The 20,449-nt window shown below is 67.2% G+C and carries 16 protein-coding genes and 2 pseudogenes; 7 read left to right on the forward strand and 11 right to left on the reverse strand.

The window, feature by feature from the left end; translation table 11 throughout:
- Positions 1-136: 136 nt before the first annotated feature.
- From ACWF82_RS19425 to ACWF82_RS19440, 4 genes and pseudogenes are all read right to left on the reverse strand, one after another.
- Positions 137-2,377 (reverse strand): hypothetical protein, encoded by a 2,241-nt coding sequence (locus tag ACWF82_RS19425; RefSeq protein WP_452502949.1) that lies wholly within the window; start codon positions 2,375-2,377, stop codon positions 137-139.
- Entirely contained in the window at positions 2,374-4,770 is a 2,397-nt protein-coding gene (locus ACWF82_RS19430) for a hypothetical protein (RefSeq protein ID WP_452502951.1), read from the reverse strand. The genes ACWF82_RS19425 and ACWF82_RS19430 overlap by 4 nt, the downstream gene beginning before the upstream one ends.
- Positions 4,771-4,772: 2 nt before the next feature.
- Positions 4,773-5,879, reverse strand: a complete 1,107-nt coding sequence (locus ACWF82_RS19435) for a hypothetical protein (protein ID WP_452502953.1) — start codon at positions 5,877-5,879, stop codon at positions 4,773-4,775.
- A gap of 680 nt (positions 5,880-6,559) precedes the next feature.
- Positions 6,560-6,679, reverse strand: a pseudogene (locus ACWF82_RS19440) (ammosamide/lymphostin RiPP family protein); the annotation flags it as partial.
- Between the two features lie 241 nt (positions 6,680-6,920).
- Between ACWF82_RS19440 and ACWF82_RS19445 the strand changes: the two are divergent.
- Positions 6,921-7,160: a hypothetical protein gene (locus tag ACWF82_RS19445; protein ID WP_452502955.1), complete on the forward strand. Its 240-nt coding sequence runs from the start codon at positions 6,921-6,923 to the stop codon at positions 7,158-7,160.
- An 805-nt stretch (positions 7,161-7,965) separates the two neighbouring features.
- Here ACWF82_RS19445 and ligA read toward each other — a convergent pair.
- The 3 genes from ligA to ACWF82_RS19460 all read right to left on the reverse strand — a co-directional run bounded on the left by ligA (position 7,966) and on the right by ACWF82_RS19460 (position 12,083).
- Positions 7,966-9,957, reverse strand: coding sequence for an NAD-dependent DNA ligase LigA (gene ligA, locus ACWF82_RS19450; RefSeq protein WP_452502957.1), 1,992 nt, complete (start codon positions 9,955-9,957; stop codon positions 7,966-7,968).
- A gap of 59 nt (positions 9,958-10,016) precedes the next feature.
- Positions 10,017-10,550, reverse strand: coding sequence for a VOC family protein (locus ACWF82_RS19455; protein ID WP_452502958.1), 534 nt, complete (start codon positions 10,548-10,550; stop codon positions 10,017-10,019).
- Between the two features lie 405 nt (positions 10,551-10,955).
- Positions 10,956-12,083, reverse strand: a complete 1,128-nt coding sequence (locus ACWF82_RS19460) for an NADH:flavin oxidoreductase (RefSeq protein WP_452502960.1) — start codon at positions 12,081-12,083, stop codon at positions 10,956-10,958.
- Between the two features lie 113 nt (positions 12,084-12,196).
- Between ACWF82_RS19460 and ACWF82_RS19465 the strand changes: the two genes are divergently transcribed.
- On the forward strand, positions 12,197-12,628 hold the full coding sequence (locus ACWF82_RS19465) for a MarR family winged helix-turn-helix transcriptional regulator (protein WP_452502962.1): 432 nt from the start codon (positions 12,197-12,199) through the stop codon (positions 12,626-12,628).
- Between the two features lie 37 nt (positions 12,629-12,665).
- On the opposite strand, the gene ACWF82_RS19470 is transcribed toward ACWF82_RS19465, so the two are convergent.
- The gene (locus ACWF82_RS19470) at positions 12,666-13,826 is read right to left on the reverse strand and encodes a hydroxysqualene dehydroxylase (RefSeq protein WP_452502964.1); all 1,161 of its coding nucleotides are present in this window, start codon (positions 13,824-13,826) and stop codon (positions 12,666-12,668) included.
- Positions 13,827-13,963: 137 nt separating this feature from the next.
- On the opposite strand from ACWF82_RS19470, the gene ACWF82_RS19475 reads away from it, so the two are divergent.
- The 4 genes and pseudogenes from ACWF82_RS19475 to ACWF82_RS19490 all read left to right on the forward strand — a co-directional run bounded on the left by ACWF82_RS19475 (position 13,964) and on the right by ACWF82_RS19490 (position 17,209).
- Positions 13,964-14,929 (forward strand): GlxA family transcriptional regulator, encoded by a 966-nt coding sequence (locus ACWF82_RS19475; protein ID WP_452502966.1) that lies wholly within the window; start codon positions 13,964-13,966, stop codon positions 14,927-14,929.
- A 14-nt stretch (positions 14,930-14,943) separates the two neighbouring features.
- On the forward strand, positions 14,944-15,687 hold the full coding sequence (locus tag ACWF82_RS19480; protein WP_452502968.1) for a DJ-1/PfpI family protein: 744 nt from the start codon (positions 14,944-14,946) through the stop codon (positions 15,685-15,687).
- A gap of 359 nt (positions 15,688-16,046) precedes the next feature.
- Positions 16,047-16,190 (forward strand): annotated as a pseudogene (locus tag ACWF82_RS19485) (DUF1684 domain-containing protein); the annotation flags it as partial.
- Positions 16,187-17,209, forward strand: a complete 1,023-nt coding sequence (locus ACWF82_RS19490; RefSeq protein ID WP_452502970.1) for an LLM class flavin-dependent oxidoreductase — start codon at positions 16,187-16,189, stop codon at positions 17,207-17,209. The pseudogene ACWF82_RS19485 and the gene ACWF82_RS19490, both read left to right, overlap by 4 nt.
- Here the strand turns inward: ACWF82_RS19490 and ACWF82_RS19495 are convergent.
- Positions 17,206-17,772, reverse strand: coding sequence for a type 1 glutamine amidotransferase domain-containing protein (locus tag ACWF82_RS19495; protein WP_452502972.1), 567 nt, complete (start codon positions 17,770-17,772; stop codon positions 17,206-17,208). The two genes, ACWF82_RS19490 and ACWF82_RS19495, sit on opposite strands and share 4 nt — an antisense overlap.
- Positions 17,773-17,909: 137 nt before the next feature.
- A complete protein-coding gene (locus ACWF82_RS19500) occupies positions 17,910-18,185 on the reverse strand; it encodes a hypothetical protein (RefSeq protein ID WP_452502973.1) in 276 nt (91 codons plus the stop codon).
- A 147-nt stretch (positions 18,186-18,332) separates the two neighbouring features.
- Here ACWF82_RS19500 and ACWF82_RS19505 point away from each other — a divergent pair, with 147 nt between their 5' ends.
- Positions 18,333-19,046, forward strand: a complete 714-nt coding sequence (locus tag ACWF82_RS19505) for a cutinase family protein (RefSeq protein WP_452502975.1) — start codon at positions 18,333-18,335, stop codon at positions 19,044-19,046.
- Between the two features lie 79 nt (positions 19,047-19,125).
- Here the strand turns inward: ACWF82_RS19505 and ACWF82_RS19510 are convergent, their stop codons facing one another.
- Positions 19,126-20,364, reverse strand: coding sequence for a PucR family transcriptional regulator (locus tag ACWF82_RS19510; RefSeq protein ID WP_452502977.1), 1,239 nt, complete (start codon positions 20,362-20,364; stop codon positions 19,126-19,128).
- Between the last annotated feature and the right edge of the window lie 85 nt (positions 20,365-20,449).

Genomic DNA, 20,449 nt, shown 5'->3' on the forward strand with positions numbered 1-20,449 from the left:
GCCCGCATGCGGGCCGGGTCGGCGGTGCGGTTTCGGAAACTCGCGTTGAGGTCGAGGACCGGCGAACCGGCATCGGCGACGATGCGTGTCGGATCAGACAGCGGTGGGATCACCAGCAGCGGCGCTTGTGGTGTCGTCATATCTGATTCGCTCCCTTCCGGAGATAGACACAGCGCAGTTCCGCGGCAAAGCGCAGCTCACCGTCGCGCAGCCAGGCGTCTTCCGGAGCCGGTAGTACTTCGCTCACGGTCAGGGTCTCGGCGGTCGCGGCCAGTCGCGTCAATGCGTCCAGCAACGAGGGCGTGGCGGTATCGACGAAGATGGGCTTTCGCTCGGCAGGCGACTTCGCGAAGAACCGGGTGGGCAGCTTGCGATCGGCACACAATCGCGCTGTCGCCAAAAGCCTGCTGCTCTCGCCGATCTTGGCGTTCGGTTGTGGAACTGCGTCCGAGGGCAGCTTCCACACCCGACGACTCAGGACCGCATTCCGCCACGTCAGTCGCGGAACATACGACAGATCAGGCAGAACGGCGCGCCGAATGCGAGGCAGCGCCAGTGCTGTGTGCAGTCCACTGTCCAGTTCACCATTGTGGAAAAGCAGTGGACGTTCGGGGTCGGTGCGATCGACGAGGATCGCCTGTGCCCCGTCGCTGCGGACCTGCAGCGCGTCCAGTCCGATTCGTGCCCGTGTCGGGTCCGCGGCGGTGCCGCCGAGTTCGAGGACCAGCCCGGGGAATTCCAGCGGAGGTAGTCCCGTGCTCCGCCTGGGGATGACATTGACCGCGGTCTGGTTTCCGAGCGCCTGTTCGATGGCCGTGTCACGCTCGAGCAAGGCACGCGCGGAGTCGGGATGGAACCGCAGCGCCCAGGGAGTCAGCAGCGCCGCGTCATGGATGTCACCGAGAACCAGTGGTGTCGATCCCGGTCGGTACCGCGCCAGGTCGGCGACCGCCGGCAGCACATCGATCGAACAGAGCACCGGATTTCGCGGCACGGGCGGAATATCGAGGTGCTCGGCGAGATCAACCGCAACAGTGTCGGGGTCGGTGTTGTGCAGTGCGGCGGTGATCGCGGCGGTCAGCCAGTCCGCCGTATGGACGGTCAGGTCGCCGACTTCTCGCAGCGCGGTGGCCAAGGGGACCACTCGGTTGCCGAGCCGTGCGGCGAGCGCACGATTGGTGGATTCGCGGGTGAGATCTGCCTGATACGCCAACAGATCCAGCGCGGGTGCGACCACGTCGAGCAGATCGGCCGCCAGATCGCCGCGCAGCGTCGCTGCTGTGGTGCCCACTGCGGCTTCATGAACCACGACCCGGTCGTTGTAGAAGCGGTCGTCACTGGCCCGGCCGGACTCGATCATGGAGTCGAGTTCGTTCTGCAGTGCGAGCTTCGCTTGTGCGGGAGCCGACGGATAAGCAGTGAGCAGCTCTCGCACTGTTGTGACGATGGAGTGCGCTCGGCTCGGGTGACCGGCGGCGGTGCACTGCGAGAGCCGGTCATCGAGCCACCCCCACGGATCGAGAAGCGTCGAGGGCGGAACAAGGTCGTGGGTGAGTCGGCCGGATCCGACGCCTGTGCGCACCTGGTCGAGCACGTCGTCCAACGGCAATGCCGCATCGCGAGCGATGTCGCGTACGGTCCGGTGGCCGTCGACCAGAGCCAGGATTCCGGATGCCTTGCCCAACATCGTTTTCCGGCGCGGCGTCGCACCTGCGAGGAGCTCGTCGTCGTCGTTGATCGCCTGGTTGATCGCCTGCAGCACCCGCGCGGCGGTGTGGGCTTCCCGGTCCCGGATGACGCGATGCCCGAGCCAGGTCAGTGTCGACTCGCCCGGCTCGTGTGGTGCGAGGTCGGCGTAGTTGATCGGGCCGAAGAAACTCATCGTCTCGCTCTTCGCGCCGAGGCGTTGCGCGTAGGACGCGAGCTGGCGACGGATGCGTGCGCCCTTGACCCCGCGAGACAGATCACGGTACGCCGGAGGTGAGGAGCAGGCGATGGCCTCAGCGACACGTTCGTCGGCACGCAGTGCGGTGAAAGCCAGGTCCACTGCAGTCGTATCCGCCGCGGTGGCTGCTCCGAGCTGTTCGTGCTTTTCGGCCAGGACCGAGGTCAGCTTGTTCCACTGCGTCAACCACTGCTCGGGAAAGGTATCCCCGCGGGCGGCAAGTGGTCGGAACGTCCGTAGTTTGCTTTGGTCACCTCGGCTGAGCCGGACGCCGCGCAGAGTCTGCGCCAGAGCACTCGCGTGGTGTTCCAGATCGATGATGTCGGCGACCAGATCAGCGCTGTGGTGATACCGCAACGATTCGACCAGCTGCCAGGGAAATCCGGCGCTCCGTAGCACCAGCGTCGACAGTATGTTCCAGCTCTGCGTCATGACGCGCTCCGGGTGAACGTGACACGAAATTCCGAGGTCGTCGGCATTCCGTGATGGCGCAGCCACAGCCGGTCCGGCCGGGGACGCATCTCGGTCAACGTGAATTGCGGTGCGTCTGCCGACCGCAGTACAGCGGCGAGGGCGTCCACCGCGAGGGGGTTGTCCAGGTCGATCCCGATCGGTTTGGGTTCCTGGGGAACCCCCGCGAAGCAGAAGCGAGGCACACCGCGCAGCGCGCGCATCCACTGGATGCGCCGTACGATCTCGGGCAGCTGCGCACCTCGGTCCGGGATCAAATCCGTTGTCTGGCACCACCATCGAGCCCGCTGCACGAGTACGTCACCGACGAGGATTCGAGGTGCCGCCGCACCGATACGCACTGTGGGCAGGGACGCGGCCGGTGCGGCGAACGCGCGAAGGTGCAGGTGATCGTCTTCACCGGCGTAAAGCACGAGCTCCCCGGTCCGGTAGTGCAGTTTCGGTCCGTCCGGTGTCAGCAGCACACGAACATGCGACAGTGGGATCGACCGTGCCGGATCATCGGTAGCCACTGCGGTCACTTCGATGAAGCGGCCAGGAAAGATATCGGAAACCAGGCCTTTGTGCTGGCGTCTGCGGATCACCGTGGCCAATCGTGTGGCTCCGCCCCAGGGCGCCAGATCCGTGTCCGGCGTGCCCTGTTCCTCGGAGAAATGGCGTTGCGAACCCCAGCTGAAGACATAGGGATGCAGTTCGCCGAGCACCAGCCGTTGCCGACCCGACGAGTCGAGTTCCAGCATGATGTCCGGGCTGACGAAACGCGTCCCGTGTGCGTTCGGCACCAACGTCCGGAAGTCCGCTGGTGCCAGTACGACATTTTGTGGGCTACACCGGTCGACGGATGCCGCCACCAACGCGGTGAACTTGTCGCGGAATGCCTCCAACGGCGCGTCCAACGTGGCGATCTGGTCCAGGCTGAGGTCCCGGGTCCAGCGGATCAGCTCGTCGTAGGGGATCTCGGTGACTCCCCGGGACCGCATCAGTTCCGCGACGAGCCCGGCTGCCGCTGAGGTCCGCAGTTCACCGTGGTGGATGGCCACATCGAGGACCGGGCCGAGCTGGGCCTCCCAGTCGGAGGCAACATCGTCTCCGACGAGCACTGGTGTCTGATCTCCGCGGGCATCGATAGACACGATGCCGCGGTCGGCATACATGCGGCCGGCCGCTCGACGGGCCTCGGCACCGGAGGCGGCAGCGAATTTCGCTTCCAGTTCCTCGAGCGCCGCACGGCGAGTGATGTCGTCGGCGGCCGCGGCATATCTGGTAGCACCCGAGGCCAATTCCGCGAGTACGCCAGGCCATCGCGTGTCTGCGGCGAAAGTGTTTGTCCACGTGATGAGCCAGTCCAGTGGTCGTGACGCCGTCGACGGGGGCTCCGGGACTGTTCGCACCGCACCGATTCGGCTCAACCGTCCGACGACGTCTTCGACGACTGCAGCGTCGAGCCCCGTCATGTCTGCTATCGCCGCACGTCCGCGTTTGTTGTCGATCGCGTCGGCGATCGCTGCCCGATCACCGGTCAACCGCACCTGGCGACCATCGGCCAGATGGAGGGCGCCGGGTTCTCGCCGGCAGGCGGGTACCCAGGTCAACGGAACCCGATCTACCACCAGCGGGTCATGCGCGATGCGTTCGGCGAGAGTGCAGACCGCCCAAAAGGAGAAGAATGCCTCAACTGCGCGGATCCCGTCCGGGGTCTCCGGTCCCAGCCCGATACCGGACGTGTCGGCATCGATTCGGCCGTGGACGAGCGGCCCGAAAAAGCTGGTCGTTTCGTTCTTCCCGGCGAGTCGCTGCGCGTAGAGGTACATGCGCCGGTGGAACGCGCGGTCCTTGGCCTTTTGGACCTGTCCGGCCGGACGCGCTGCCCATCGAACGACCTCGGCGTGGACAGAGGGAGCGAGCTGAAGCACCGCGTCCCGGAACCGCGGGTCGAGCAGCATGTTCCGCACACGATGCGGACGGTCCTCCAATTCCAGCGTTCCGGCATCGAGCAGCCGCTCCGCTGCGGCTGTCGTGTCGAAAAGTGCGGTGCGGTAGGCGTCGATCTGCCCGTCGAACGACGCAAGGTCCACCGTCACCTCGATGTCGAGGTGTCTGTTGATTCGGCTTCGCACCCGCGAGTACGCGCGCAGCCGAGCCTTGTCGTCTTCTACGGCAGCCTGCGCTACCGCCCCGACTATGCCCTGCAGCAGCTCTGCTCGAGTTGCCTCGAGCTGCCGAACGCAGTCTCGATAGTGGGCTGACGCCTCAGTGGTCGCCTCGTGGCCGAGTTCACGCCACATGTCGATGGCAAACCCTGCCCGGCGCAGCAGCAAACGCGAGCCCATCTTCCAGGGGAGTTGGCCTGTCATCCTCAGTCCTGGAAATTGACTAGATCGAACGGCCGGTTCAGTTTCGTGCGTGGTTGCGGAAGCGACTCGACCGCAACACGTCCGCTCGACAGCTCAGCGGCCAGCTCGGCAGCGGCGCGCGAGTGGGTGAGGCTGCGCCTGGCAATCTCGATCACACTTGCCGTAGTGACCGTCGAATCACCGGCAGTTTGCCTGCCTGCCATCGCCTGCGCCGTCCGATAGGGGTCTCCGATCCGTCGTGCGGCGGCTTCCGCGTGCACGAAGTGGTACTCAGCGGCAGCGGAGTCACTGCGCCGGAGGTGAAGACCACCGAGTTCGAGGTTCACCTCGCACTCATGAAAATCGTCGGTGCCCGCCTTGGCCGACTCGAGGACTGTGTCGAGATCGGCCAACGCAACGTCGCTCTGCCCCACCAGCAGTTTCAATCCGGCCGAACGGTAGGAATGATGCTTGCGGAAGCTGATGCTGTCGGCCCCCGAGGCGCCGGCGAACCGTTCCCAGGTACGGAGCGCCAGTTCGGGTCTACCCGAACGTTCCTGCAGGACACTGATATTCGAGTACAGGTTGATCCGCAGGTGAGTCGAACTCGCATCGTCGAGATCGGCAAGACATTCGAGTGCCTGTTTCTCCTGCGCGAACGCGGACTTGTGCCGCTTCTCCGCGAAAAATGTGAGTCCCCGAAGATTGTGCAGCCACCCGCGCTCTCGGCGCACACTCACCGGCTCACCGGCCACCGGGGCGAGCACAGCGAACCCCGCCTCGAGCTCGGCAACAGCCTCTGACAGTTGGCGTTTGCGCTTGGTCAAGGTCAGCGCACTGTAGAGGTGCGACTGAGCACGGACCTCGGGCGAGAGTCCTTCGCCGACCTCACGCATCCGGCGGAACCACTGCAGGGCAGATGTCTGATCGCCGCGGAAAGTCGCCTGGATGCCGAGAACTTTGGCGAAGTACGCACCGAGATCGGAGGCGTTGCGCAAAATTCCGGGTTCGAACTCGATAGCGGCCTCACGATCGTCGCTGCCCCGCATGGCCGCCTCCAGAATGGTGGCGACGCGTGCCTCACTGAGACCTGGCAGTAGTCGCAGCGACTCCAGCGCCACGATCGCCATGCCCTCCCAGTTGGCGCTGAAGAACCCGGCCTGGCAGTAGGACAGCGAAGCGGCGAGCCGATCGGCTGAAGCGGTCTGGCTGTCGGTCGCCGCATCGAAGAGGACCGCCTCGCGCCCGCCCGCGCTCGTGGGCACCGTGCGGCCCGCGTCGATCGTCCACTCCGATTCGGAGACCGGGGCGTCCATCCTCGCCAGGCAGCGCCGCCGATCCGCGCGAAAGTCCGCCTCGACGCCCTCGTGTGCGCGGACCGAGCCGACGTCGTCGACCAAGATCCGTGCCGAGGAGTCCATCCGCGCGAACTCGAAAGTCCGCATGAATCCACGCAGGGAGCTGAGGTCGGTCCGGCCGAGCCCGCGCAGTACCAGTGGCCGATCGAGCTCGATCATCCCGGCGCACAGTGCGGTCGCCGCAACCGCGATCGTCCGGTAGACCTGTTCACTTTCTCGGTGCAGACGGCGTTCAGAGGCGGCCAACGCTATGTCGTGCAGGGGACGCACAGGGGTGCCCTCGCCGGGAAAGAGGACCGCCCACTCAGCGGCATAGTCTGTCGGCAAAGAGCCGAACGTTGCTCCGTTGGAACGCATGTCGGAGATCGCCTGCCGGAGCCCGGCATACGATGCGGCTGGTCCCGTCGCGACCTCGGAAATGACTGGGCGATCGGCGGTCACCGACCCGGCGGTCACGGGTGCACCACCCACTCTGCCTCTGCCTCTGCCTCGGCGAGTGCGAGTGGGGCGATCTTGTTCTCGACTTCGTCGAGATCGAAGTCGACGTCGTCGAGGTCATCAAGGTCTTCGAGCGCATCGTCGGCGCCCACTGCGGCCTCGCCACCCTCGGTATCCGGCGGGGTCTCAACCGCGACGTTCTCCTCTTCGTGGGCGTCGGCTGCACTTGACTTCTGCACTGCACGGTCCATCGAAACTTCTCCACTCATTGTCAAACTTTCCAGATATCGAATGAATTGCACACGAACAAGTCCACCTGGCCGACTTGACTCGTTACAGCCACGTGATAGTGCGCCGAGTGATAAACAAGAGCGCATGTCGGAAATGGCGGATCGTCAAAACTTCACGACGATCGGAATTTCAAAAGTAGGCAAAGTTCACACCCCGGAAGAATTGATGTTCTTTCGATCCGCATCGAGCAAAGCGCGACTACAAGGGGTGCCGTATCATGTTGCGCACAAACATCTTTGGCTTCTCAAGCCTTCGCTGGGCGGCAGTCGCGTGTCACGCATCGGGCACCGGAACTACTACCAGGCCGTCCGACTGAAAATTTGAACGAGACCGCATGTGCGGCCGTCGGCTCACGATAGAATGTTCGCCTGAATTCGAGACCCCCTCGTGCATGGATGAATCTTGGAAACCGCGCGATCCGCTTGATCCGGTAGCGCACATCCCGCTTCCAAAGACAAACTATCGAGCCCCACTCCGGGTGTCAATACGTTGATACGTATTGACAGTACCGTATCGCGAAACCGGCTCACCGTCCGGTACGCCGTGAGCGGCGCAGTCCGAACTCGAGCCGCTCGTCGAGCGTGCGCCACACCAAAGTTGCCTGTGATAAGAGCCGACGACCGACGAAGTTCCGTCCGGCCGACGCGCCCGTGTCCGACTTCGCAGCCACCGTCGATTGGCCAGCACATCGGGCAACGGCGCCTGTCGGTACATCGATTGGCCGGGCATCATGTCAGCCGTGGCGGCGGCTGTCGGTGATCACGGCCCGGGGCGCCGTGGCGAGACTGGTCGGCGGCCCGCCGCGCCGTAACCCGGATCGAGTCCTGGCCGACAAGGCGTATTCCACGGCGCGAACCGAGACTTGTTGCGGTGCAAGAGGATCGATGCGGAGATCCCGCACGGTCCGAACAGATCGCCAACCGTCGACGTCGGGGAAGCGCTGGTGCCGCCCACCCACCGGGGTTTGATCGGGCCACCTACCGGGGTCGAAAGGTGGTCGAGCGGGCGTTCAACAAGGTCGAGCATCAGCGTGGTGTTGCGACTCGCTACGACACGCTGGCCGCGACCTACCGGGCCGGGATCGTGATAGCCCTTGCGGTGGAGTGGTTGGGGCTATGGAGACACATGACTAGACGACCTTGGCATCGATCAGCAGATTCCAGATCTCGCCCTGGTCGACCACCTCGACGCCGAGCTTCGCCGCCTTGGTCAGCTTGCTGTCACCGACTCCCGCACCGGTGATGAGCAGGTCGGTGTTCGCCGAGACCGAGGATGCCGCCGTCGCGCCCGCCTGCTCACACAGACGCTGAAATGTCGGGCGGGCGACCTTCTCGCCCGAACGCGGGTCGCTGATGGCGCCGGTGATCACCACCGTCTTGCCTTCCAGGGGCGCGCCTGCCGCGACGACCGGGGCGAGGTCCTCCGCGCGCACATCCAGGTCGACACCCGCCGCACGCAGCCGCTCCAGCTCCGGACGCAGGCGGGTCAGGTGGGCGACCAGGGAGGCGGCGACCTTCGGTCCGATGTCCTCCACCGCGACGAGTCGTTCCTCGCCCGCGTCGGCGACCTCCTCCAGGGAGCCGAATCCCGCACGGGCCAACCGAGCCGCGGTGCCGTCGGAGGCCATCGGGATGGCAAGGCCGATCAGCGCGCGACGCAGGCCGACCTGGCGACTGGCATCGATCGACTCGATCATCCGCGCGGCCGAGACCTCGCCGATGCGGTCGAATTCGAGCAGGCGCTCCTGGGTGAGGGTGTAGAAGTCCGAAGGACGCTCCAGGATGCCCGCCTCGGCGAGGCGTTCGATCCACACCTGCCCGATGGCGTCGATGTCGGCGGCGGCCCGTGAAGCCCAGTGGATCAGGCGCCGCACCGTCTGGGCCGAGCAGGAAACGTTGGTGCAGAACAGCTCTCGGCTGTTGCCCTGCTCGGTCACCGGCTGCCCGCACGAGGGGCAGACGGTCGGCGCCACGATCTCGCGCTCCTGGCCCGTCCGCTTCGCCGCGTCGAGCACGCCGGCCACGAACGGGATCACGTCGCCCGCGCGGCGAACCAGCACGGTGTCACCGATCTTGATGTCACGCGCGCGGATGACCTCCTGGTTGGCCAGCGTCGCTTTCGTGACCGTCGTGCCACCGACGAAAACCGGTTCCAGCCACGCGACAGGAACGATCTTGCCGGTCTTGCCGACGTCCCAGACCACATCGGCCAGCACCGTGGTCTTCTCCTCGGCGGCGAACTTGAACGCCAGCGCGCCACGCGGCGAGTTCGACCGTGTTCCGGCCGCCGCGTAGGCATTTCGGTCCGCCAGCCGCAGCACCGCGCCGTCGAGGTCGTAGTCCAGCTCGTTGCGGCCCTGCTCGATCGCGGTGATCGCCGCCTGAGCCTGGACGGCATCGACGCACAAGCGCATCCGCGCACCCTCGACACCCAGCGCGCGCAACCCTTCCGCGAGGTCGACCGCGGCGCCGCCCGCGGAGGTATCCAGATCGAAGCCGAAGAACTGCAGGCGGCGCTCGGCGACCGTCGCCGGATCCTTCGCCCGCAGTGTGCCTGCCGCGGCGTTGCGTGGATTGATCAGCGGTTTGTCCGGATGCGCCGTGTTGTAGGCGGCGAAGGTCGAACGCAGCATCACCGCCTCGCCGCGCACCTCCACCCGGCCCGGAACCTCGATCCGCTCGGGAACACCGTCGACCAGGGCACGGACCAGCATGGTCACATCGTCTCCGGTGGTGCCGTCGCCGCGGGTCACGGCGCGCACGAAGCGCCCGTCTTCGAAGACCAGGGCCAGCGAGAGGCCGTCGAGCTTGGGCATCACCACCACCGGCTGACCGGGGAAGCGGTTGAACAGCGCCTCGACCTGCTCGGGTTTGGTCGCTTTCTCGAGCGACAGCATGGGACGCGAGTGCCGGACCGGAGCGTGCAGCACCGCGGGCGCGCCGACCTGCTCGAGCGGATTCGGGTCGGGCGTGAGGTCGGGGTGTGCCGCGATCAGGGTACGAAGCTCGTCTTCGATCGCGTCGTACTCGGCGTCGGCGACCAGCGGCGCGCCTTGATAGTAGGCGTCGCGCAGCGCCACGATACGGTCGGCGAGTTCTTCAATGCGTTCCCCAGTTTCCACAGCACGCGACGCTACCGATCCCCACCGACAACTCTGCCGCCGAGTCGGCGGAATACGGGTCAGGACATCGCGGCCCGCCGCGCCGCGACACGCGCCCACACCTGGGGATCGGTGCGCGGTCCGCCCGGTGTGGCCGCGCCGTACCGCTGGATCTGGGCGTCGAGGTCGAGGGGCGCGGTCATCGAAGTGCCAGGGGCCAGTGCGTCCTCGACGTGTTCGTCGGGCACCAGCCAGCACACCTCGAACTCGATGCCGTCGGGGTCGCGGGCGTAGAGCGCCTTGGTCGACCCATGATCACTCGCCCCGGTCAGCGCGTGGGCCCCCGCCAGCCGGTCCCGCACAGCCGCGAGCTCGGACAACGTGTCCACTTCCCACGCCACGTGATAGAGCCCGACCGAGCCCGCCGGACCAGCCGCGGGCGTCCTGGCCTGGAAGAGCCCGAGGTCGTGGTCGTTGGCCGAGCCGGGGTGGCGCAGGAACGCGCCGCCGGGGAATCCTTCGGCGAGCCGCTCGAATCCGAGCACGTCCTCGTAGAACGCGATACTGCGCGGCAGATCCGCGACGAACAAGACGATGTGGTTGATTCCCCGCATCTCCGATGGCCTCCTGGATCGATTGCTCTCGACCCCTCACAGTCCCACGAAATCGTCCCTCGGCAACACCGGATGACCGGGGAGCGGGACACCACTAGTTCGACGACGGACGTGCCGCTTCTCCCCCGCTCGGGCCCGCACCACCGGCCGACCGACCCCACGCCGGAGGATCGACGACGGCCGGTGGTGTATCGGCCGGCGGCCAGGTAGTCCATGCGGCAGCGGTGGCGTGTTCTGCGACAGATTTTCCCCAGTTCCACATCGTTTCGCCCCTCCCCAGAGCTCATCCGCGGTCTCACCAGGCTATCGGGCAGAGTTTGCAGTGCGCCAACGATTTTCGGCCCCGGAGGAGGAGCTGCTCCCCCTGTGCGGCGGCGAGAATCCTTACCGCACAGCGGGATTCGCCTAGCTGAGCGTCTTCAGCGCCGCCGCGTCGTACGGCTTCAGTTCATCGGTCCGGCCGCCGAGGACCTTGGACGCCCACTCGGGGTCCTGGAGCAGGGCGCGGCCGACGGCGACCATGTCGAATTCGTCGCGCTCGAGGCGGTCGAGGAGGTTGTCGAGGTTGCCGAGCTCGGCGCCCTCGCCGGTGAACGCGCGGAGGAAGTCGCCGTCGAGGCCGACCGAACCGACGGTGATGGCCGGCTTGCCGGTGAGCTTCTTGGTCCAGCCCGCCAGGTTCAGATCCGAGCCGTCGAACTCCGGGAGCCAGTAGCGGCGGGTGGAGGCGTGGAAGGCGTCTACGCCGGCCGCGGCGAGTGGGGCCAGGATCGCCTCGAGCTCCTGCGGGGTCTGCGCCAGGCGCGCGCGGTAGTCCTGCTGCTTCCACTGCGAGTAGCGGAAGATCACCGGGAAATCGGGCGAGACGACCGCCCGGACCGCCGCCACGATCTCGGCCGCGAACCTCGTGCGGGCCACCGGGTCGCCGCCGTAGACGTCGTCGCGGCGGTTGGTCTGTGCCCACAGGAACTGGTCGAGCAGATAGCCGTGGGCACCGTGCAGCTCGACGCCGTCGAAACCGATGCGCTCGGCGGCCGCGGCGGCCTCGGCGAAGGCGCCGACGACATCGTCGAGGTCACGCTGGGTCATCGTCTTGCCCGCTCCCTCGGTGCCGTCGGCGCCGATCCCGGAGGGGCCCATGGCCGGGGCGTCGGGGTAGGGCTGCTCGCCCTGGTTGCGGACCATGCCGATGTGCCACAGCTGCGGCACGATCGTGCCGCCCGCCGCGTGCACGTCCTCGGCGACCTTCGCCCAGCCCGCCAGCTGCTCCTCGCCGTGGAAGCGCGGCACCCGGTCACTCTGCCCGGCCGAATCGTGGCCGACGTAGGTCCCCTCGGTGACGATCAGGCCGACGCCGGCGGCGGCGCGGCGGGCGTAGTAGGACCGCACGTCGTCACCGGGAACGCCGCCCGGGGAGAACATGCGCGTCATCGGCGCCATCACGATGCGGTTCGGGACGGTCAGACCGTTCAACGTGACGGGCCGTGACAGGATCTCCGCCGTGCGGGAGGCGTCGGACGCGGTGACGATCACTGGATGCTCCTCATAGCTACTTGACAATGTCGATGGTTGAGAACTTCAAGCAATACCGACACCGTAGAGGTAATTATTTGAGATGGTCAAGTTTCTGTGGATACAGTGGTCTCATGACAGAAGCTCCCCGCGTCGACACGGCCCAGCTCATGGAGCTGCTCTCGGTGTCGCTCGGCGCCTACTACGGGGACTTCACGGCCGCGGCGGCGAGCGAGAACCTCACCGCGAGCCAGGGCAAGACATTGACGGTGCTCCGCCGCGGGCCCGTCGCGATGCGCACCCTGGCCAAGGTCTTGTCCTGCGACGCCTCCAATGTCACCGGGATCATCAACCGGCTGGAGAAGCGTGACCTCGTGCGCCGCGAGCCCAGCCCCTCCGACCGGCGCGTCACACGTCTGGTCATCACGCCCGAGGGCGAGCGGGTCACCGACGCGATCCGGGCGAAGATGCACGCCACCCACGATGGCCTGAACAGCCTCAGCGACCAGGACCGCGAGCGCCTGCACTCCCTGCTGAAACGGGTATTCGTCGCCCGGCCGTCCTGATCCACGACACCTGACCCGCGGGGCAGCGGGTCATGATCTAGTTCTGCTGATCGAGGAGCGCCGCGACGGCGCGTTCGGCGCTCTGGACGGCGCTTTCCATCGTCGCCGACCAGTCGGTGCGGGTCCAGTCACCGGCCAGCATCAGGTTCGGGACCGACGTTCGCTGGCCGGGGCGCAGGTTGTCGGTACCGAGGACCTGGGAGAACGTCGCTTTGGGCATTTTCACCACATGGCCGGTCACGACCTTCGCCTCGGCGGCTTCCGGATAATAGCGGCGGATGAGGTCCATCTGCTCGGCGACGATCTCGTCGTTGCTCTTGCGGATCTGCTCGTAGGCGCCACTGGTGGTCAAGCAGTACAGCCAGGTTCCGTCGGGGGTGCGACCGTGCATGCGCTGCCGGTCGAAAACCTGATCGATCACGCCGGTGCCACCGATCAGCGCCTCCATGGCCGACTTGGTCTTCAGCGGCCGGTCCAGATACAGGTTCGTGCTCACGATCGGGGTGACGCCCAACTTGTCGGCGGCAGCGTATATTTCGGCATGCTCGGGCAGGTCGTCGAGGAGCCCGCCGATTGTGGAATTCGGGACCGCGCAGATCACCGCGTCGGACTCGATCACCGAGCCGTCCGCCATCTGCACACCGGTCGCCCTTCCGTCGGTGATGATGATCTTGCGAGCCACCGCCCGGTAGCGCACGTCGACCCCATGGCGTTCGAAGACCTTCTCGGCACCGGAGATGTAGAGGGTGTCCAGGTCCACCGTGGGGTACCCGATCGTGACACCCGCCCGGTCCCGCACCCCGATCCGGACCCCGGTGGCCAGCACATCGGCGAACACCTTCGCCGACTCTCGGTCCACCGGCTCCGCCGCGATACCGAGCGCGAGCCAATCCCACAGGGCTTCACGCGCTTTCGCGGGCATTCCGACGCGCTGGAACCACTGGTCGGTGGTGATGTCGGCGAGGTCCTTCGGCTGCCACAGTGCCTGCCGGACCAACCGCAGCGAGGACCGCAGCGCACGCAGCCGATCCAGCGGGCCCGCGTCGGGATGCGCACCCATCAGCGTGCGCACTGCGCCGAAACCCTTGGTATACAACATGACCGCGCGCCCGCCCGGCCAGCGCAGACTCCCGGCGCCCGGAAACTCCACGTACTGCCGGGTGCCGACGCTGTCCAGCGGCCAGACCGGCCAGGCCACCTCCGATGACGACGAACCGGCGCGAATCGCTTGTGCCCACCATTGAGGCAATGTCCGGAAGGCCGGGCAACATCCATGTCCTGATCTGTGGGGACCATGGCCTGGACGCCACAGCCGCCGTCGCCAACACTGGGTTCGTGAAGACAGTCCTCATCCTCGGATATCCGGGCATCCAGGCTCTCGACCTGGTCGGCCCGTTCGAGGTGTTCACGTCCGCCACCCTCTACCTGACCGGCCAGGGTCGGGGAGATGACGGCTATTCGGTCGGCGTCGTCACTCGCACCGGCGAACCGGCCACCACACACACCGGACTCGCCCTGCTCGCCCAGCCCCTGCCCGATCCTCGCGATCCGCTCGACACGCTGATACTGCCCGGCGGTCTCGGGGTCGACGATGCCCGGCTCGATCCGGAGCTCGTCGAGTGGATACAGACTGCGGCCGAGCACGCCCGCCGCATCGTCAGCGTCTGCACCGGCGCGTTCCTCGCGGCCCAAGCAGGCCTGATCGACGGCTGTGTGGCCACCACGCACTGGGCTTTCGCCGGACGGATGGCCAGCGAATTCCCTTCGGTCACTGTCGATCCCGAGCCGATCTTCGTCCGCAGCTCCGAGCGCGTCTGGACCGCGGCGGGTGTCACCGCTGGCATCGACCTGGCATTGGCGCTCGTCGAGGACGACTACGGTACCGAGGCAGCACAGATGGTGGCTCGCTATCTCGTCATGTATCTGCGCAGGCCCGGCGGACAGACGCAGTTCGCCGCGCCGGTATGGACGCCGCGCGCCAACCGCGCACCCATCCGCGAGGTGCAAGAAGCGATCGAGTCCGAACCCGCCGGGGCGCACAGCATTCCCGCGCTCGCTCGCCGGGCCGCTATGAGCCAACGGCACTTCACCCGGGTGTTTACCCAGCAGGTCGGTGAGGCGCCCGGCGCCTACGTGGAGCGAATCCGCACCGAGGCCGCGCGCCGCCGACTCGAGGAGACCGACGACACCGTCACCGTCATCGCCGCCGGTTGCGGGTTCGGCAGCGCCGAGTCGCTGCGCCGCATTTTCGTTCGACGGCTGGGCATTTCACCCGACCAGTACCGCAAGACCTTCGCCTGACAGAGGAGACAACAGTGCAGATCGCCATCGTGGTGTACCCGGGATACACCGCACTGGACTTCATCGGCCCCTACGAGGTGCTCCAGCGCCTGCCCGGCGCCGAAGTACGTTTCCTCTGGCACGAGCCGGGCCCGGTCCCAGCCGACTCGGGAGTTCTGCTGATCGGCGCGACACACTCTTTCGACGAGACCCCGTCCCCCGACATCATTCTGGTACCAGGGGGCATGACGTCGATGGAGCACGCCGGCGACGGGAAGCTGCTCGACTGGCTCCGCCGCGCCCACGAGACGTCGACTTGGACGACGTCGGTGTGTTCGGGCTCGGCGATCCTGGCTGCCGCAGGCCTGCTGCGCGGCCGGCGCGCCACATCACACTGGCTCATGCTGCCCGTCCTCCGGACGTTCGGCGTCGAGCCCGTCGGCGACGAGCGGATCGTGCACGAGGGCAAGATCGCGACGGCAGCGGGCGTATCGGCCGGAATCGACCTGGCGATATGGCTTTTCGGCCAGATCCGCGGGGAGGCGCCGGCCAAGGCAGTGCAACTGCTGATCGAATACGATCCGCAGCCGCCGTTCGACTCCGGTCATGCGTCCAAGGCGTCGGCGGCCACCAAGGCGAGAGCGACGGCCCAGCTGACCAAGGAGTCCATCCAGCTGCGTCAGGTGCTCCCGGCGGTGCAGTTGCTGTGGAGCGCGGCGATCCACCGTGCTCGTTCGAAAAGCGGCCCCGAGTACGACGGGCGAGCAACCTCGGCGTGACAACCCGTGCGCCGGTCGACAACGATGCGATACACGGAGTGCCTCCCCATCCGCTGAGCAGAATGGTGGAGGAATACCTCGAAGCGCCGAACCACTGTGCCGGAGCCGAATTGCGGTCGGGCTGAGCGGAATCCTGTTCGTCGGCCGAGCCGTCGGATTGTATCGATGACATGGCAACACAGGTAACGCCGGCCACCGAAGTCGACACGTTCACCGCCGACTGGCAGGAATGGCATCGGCGGCAAGAGGCGCAGCTGTCCGACCGGCATGGGTTCCTCGCCATCACGAGTCTGCACCGGCTCACCGAGACCCCGGAGCGCTTCGGCGATGCGCCCGGTACCTGGTCGACGGGCGACGCAACGGTGGTGCTCGACGTCAACCGTGCGGGGAATCTGCCGTGCGCCTACACCGATCCGGCGACCCGCCCGCTGCCACCGGCCGAGAACCGGCTCCCGATCGCCGTCGAAGCGGGAGAGCAGATCCCCGACGAGCGCCAGGGATGAGCGCTCCGCAGATCGGCACGCTGGCGTTCCTGACCCCGGGCAACTACCTCGACGACGATCCGTACAGCGGTCTCGAGGACACGTTGCAGCTGTTCGAGTTCGGCGAGCGTCTCGGGTTCGACGGCGCGTGGGTCCGGCAGCGGCATCTCGAGCACGGGGTGGGTTCGGCGGCGGTCTTCTTGGCCGCGGCCGCCCAGCGCACGAGCCGGGTGGAGCTGGGCACGGCGGTCATCCCGATCGGTTACGAGAGCCCGTTCCGGCTGGCCGAGGACCTGTCGCTGGCCGATGTGCTGTCGAAGGGCCGCTTGCAGCCGGGTTTCAGCGCGGGGACGCCACCGCATGCCGACCTGATCGGTGATCTGGTCTTCGACGGCGACTGGCGTAGCTTCGACCTGTCCTACGGCCGGGTGTCCCGGCTGGTCGAGAACCTGCGCGGCCCCTACCTCGGCGATGCCGAGACCGTCATCCACTCGCCGGGCAATACCCAGCGTCCTCGGCTCCAGCCGCACAGCCCCGGCCTGGCCGACCGCGTCTGGTACGGCGGCGGGAGTACCCGGTCGGTTCACTGGGCCGCGGAGAGCGGGCTGAATCTGCTCAGCGGCAACATCGTCTTCGGTGATCGCAGTGACGAATTCACGACCGCGCAGCTGGGGCTGATCAGCGACTACCGCACGCGCATCGAGCCCTCGCGACCGGCGCGCGTCGCGGTCGGCCGGGTGATCGTTCCGTTCGACAGCGCCGACCGCGCGACCCGCGAGCGGTACCGCGCCTATGCCGCGAGCCGCCACGAACGCACCCTCGGCCCGCAGGGCGAGCGGCGGGTGCTCTACGCCCCCGATGTCGTCGGGACCGCCGAGCAGATCCTCGAACAGCTGCGGGCCGATCCCGTCCTCGCGCAGACCAGCGAACTGCGCCTGGAGCTGCCCTACGAGTTCCACCGCGCGGACTACGAGCAGATCCTGCACGACACGGTGGAGCTGATCGCTCCCGAACTGGGGTGGAAACCCGCGCTCGGCTAGGTCGCGGCGAGATGCCTGCCCTCGGCGAACTCCTCGACGATCTTGGCGCAGAACGCGGGGAGATCACCGGGGTTGCGGCTGGAGACCAGGCCGTTGTCGACGACGATTTCCTCGTCGACAACGGTGCCACCGGCGTTGCGGATGTCGGTGCGCACGCTCGGGTAGGAGGTGAGTGTGCGGCCGCGGACCGCGTCGGCTTCGACGAGGGTCCACGGTCCGTGGCAGATCACCCCGATCGGTTTGCCGGTGGCGGCGAAGTCCTTGACGAAGCGCACCGCCGCGGGATCCTGGCGGAGTTTGTCGGGATTGGTGGTGCCGCCGGGCAGGATCAGGGCGTCGAAATCGTCGGGGCTCTGATCGGCGACGCGCCCTTCGACGGCGAAGGTGTCGCCCTTCTCGACGTCGTGGTTCATGGCCTGGATGCTGCCGGATTCCAGCGAAAGCAGTGTGGTTGTCGCGCCCGCCTCCTCGACCGCCGCGCGGGGCCGGACCAGCTCGACCTGTTCCACCCCGTCGGTCGCGAGAATGGCGACCCGCTTTCCCGTGAGCGTCTGTCCGGTCATCGTTCGTTCCTTCCGGTTCGAGGCGTCGGTGATTGTCTTCTGGTGGCGGTACCGCGGATTCCGGGTCCTAAACACGCAACCGCCGTCGGCCTCGCAGGTGCGGGGACGACGGCGCGAAGCGGCGAGCGTTGAGCGGGTCAGCGGCCGGTGCTGCCCGCGGTCAGGTCAAGAAGCGCTTGGCACAGGGGATTGTGCGTCGGGCTGTCGCCATCGGCGAAGCAGGCGCCGAAAAGCACGAAGCCGAGCGGCCAGGCCAGCAGCATCTCGGCGGATCCCGACGCGGATCCGGAACCCGCAATCGGAGCGACGGGGACAGGCGCGGCCGGAGCGGCTTGCGCCGGACCCAGGCCTGTACCGACCAGGGCGCTCGAAATAGCTATGGCGGCAAGGGCTTTGGTGAGTAGTGGATTCATGACGACCTCCTGTGAATGTGTTCGCCGACACTAGCCGAGTGACGCCAATCTGAAATACCCTAATTTTACTGTCTGTCCCGCCGTGGTCGATCCGTGCGAACCTACGGAAACCTGGTCTATCGCCCATCCGGCCCATACAGTGAACGGATGCGTGGACGATCTCGAATCCTGCTGTCTTCGACCGCAACAGCCGCAGCGGCATTGGCGCTGACCACTTTCCCGGCTGCGGCCGCCGAGCCATCTGCCACCCCCACCGGCTGCGCGGAGATCCGGGTCGTCACCGTCCGGGGCACCCTCGAACCGCAGTCGGGCAGCCAGCTCCTCACTCCGCTGGGAAGGCGGATCGGCGACGAATCCGGCCGCCGCACCACGGTGACCGAACTCGAATATCCGGCCTCGATGGCCCCTGACAGCGCCGTCCGCGGCGTCGAGAACCTGACCGCGCTACTGAACGAAACCGCCGCGACCTGCCCGGACCAGCAGCTCGTCCTGCTCGGCTACTCGCAGGGCGCCCGCGTCATCGGCAACACCCTCAACGCGCGAACCGCGCTGACGGACCAGGCGGCCGCGCGGATCGACGCCATCGCCGTCTTCGGCAGCCCGCTGTTCAACGGCGCCGAACCCTACAACCGCGGCAATTTCGACCCCGCTCTGTCCGGCACCGGTCCACTCCGCACAGGGGCACTCGCCGAATTCGCCGATCGCCTGCGCAGCTACTGCAATGCCGGCGACCGCGTCTGCCAGGGCGGTGATCCGGCCGCCGGGTTCGCAAACGCCTTGAGCTACGGCCATTTCGCCTACTTCGTCAACGGCGACCGTGACCGGGCCGCGGCGTTCGTCGGCGAACAGCTCGGCTCATAACCGCCGAAACGCCGAGAGCGGACCCGCGCCGATGCACCACACCGGTGGTGCCGCAACCGCGGGTCCAGGGACGATCCGGTCAGCGTGTCCACCGCAGGACATCGAGGGCTGCGCCGACCGCGATCATATTGCTCGCGAGGGGCATTGGCAGCAGGTCATCGGCGCGAGCCAGGCGGCGCACAACGGTGCTGCGGTGGGTGTAGAGGCGTTCGGCGGTCCGCACGGTACTGCACTGCTCCTCGAGGTAGGCCGTGAGCGTTTCGATCACCTCCGCCTCGGCGCCGGCCAGCGCGCCGAGGGTGTCGGCGACGAATTCGTCAGCCCGGATGGGGTCGGCGGTCAGCAACGCCACCAGCTGCACGTCCTGATGGCGAGCGACCCGGCGCACCGAGGTGAGGCGGGCCAGCATGCGCTGCGTCTCGAGCGCGTCGAGATGGCTGCGGCGGAATCCATCGAGGTCGGCACCCGGTCGCCCGATCGCGATCTGCACGTCCGGAGCGGCATCGAGCCCACGGACCACCGGGTCCAGCTCCGGGGCCGTGCCGGTGGGGAGCCACAGCCACAGTGCCGTGGCACCGGCCACGACCGTGAGCCGGTGCCCGGCGCCGCTGACCCGGACGAGCAGTTCCGCGGCCGCCTCTAGCTGGTCGCCTGCGGTAGGAGACTTCGCCCAGAGGACGGCGGCGGTGTGCGGCCCGGTCAACCGGTAGCCCAGCTTGCTCTCCGCCTGGGTGAGCCGGATGGGCGCTCCTTCGAGCAGCAGCGACACCGTGGCGCGACGTTCGGCATGGGTACCGCGAACCAGGTCGGCGCTTTCGGCCTTCATCCGTTCGGTGACGGCCGCGATCGTGTCCTCGATGAATGTCGAGATCGACAGCGAGGCGAGTTCGAGCAGCTCCCGTAGCTGCCGGGGATCGTCGGTCAGCGAGAAGCACACCTCCATGCACCGGTTCCACACCACGCTGTAGGTCGTGCGGTAGGCCTCGAGCGAGGTCTCGTCGAGGCCGCGGCGCACCAGATCCCTGGCCGAGGCCAGCACCTCGGGGCCGAGGGTCGGCGGCACCCTGCGGCCGGGACTCTGCACATTGGACCAGGCCCAGTGCGTGATATTGGCCAGATTCGCACGGCGGACCGCGTCGGCGAGCACCGGATCCCCGGCGATGCGCTGCATGCGCTCCCCCGCCAGCGACGCCTCGTGCAGGTCGTCGAGCCATGCCGCCGGCGGATTCAGCGAGATCTCGGCTGCCCGCCGGATCAAAGCGACGAGTTCCGGCCCCGGCTCCGGCCAGCCCGCATCGCGTGCGTCATTGTGAACCACGATCTCAGCATCACGCGTCGATATGACGTAGCGCAAGGCTGCCGCGGTGTCCGACTCTGGAACGCAGCCTCCGCACCGCTGTGGA

The organism is Nocardia sp. NPDC055053 (assembly GCF_053608285.1).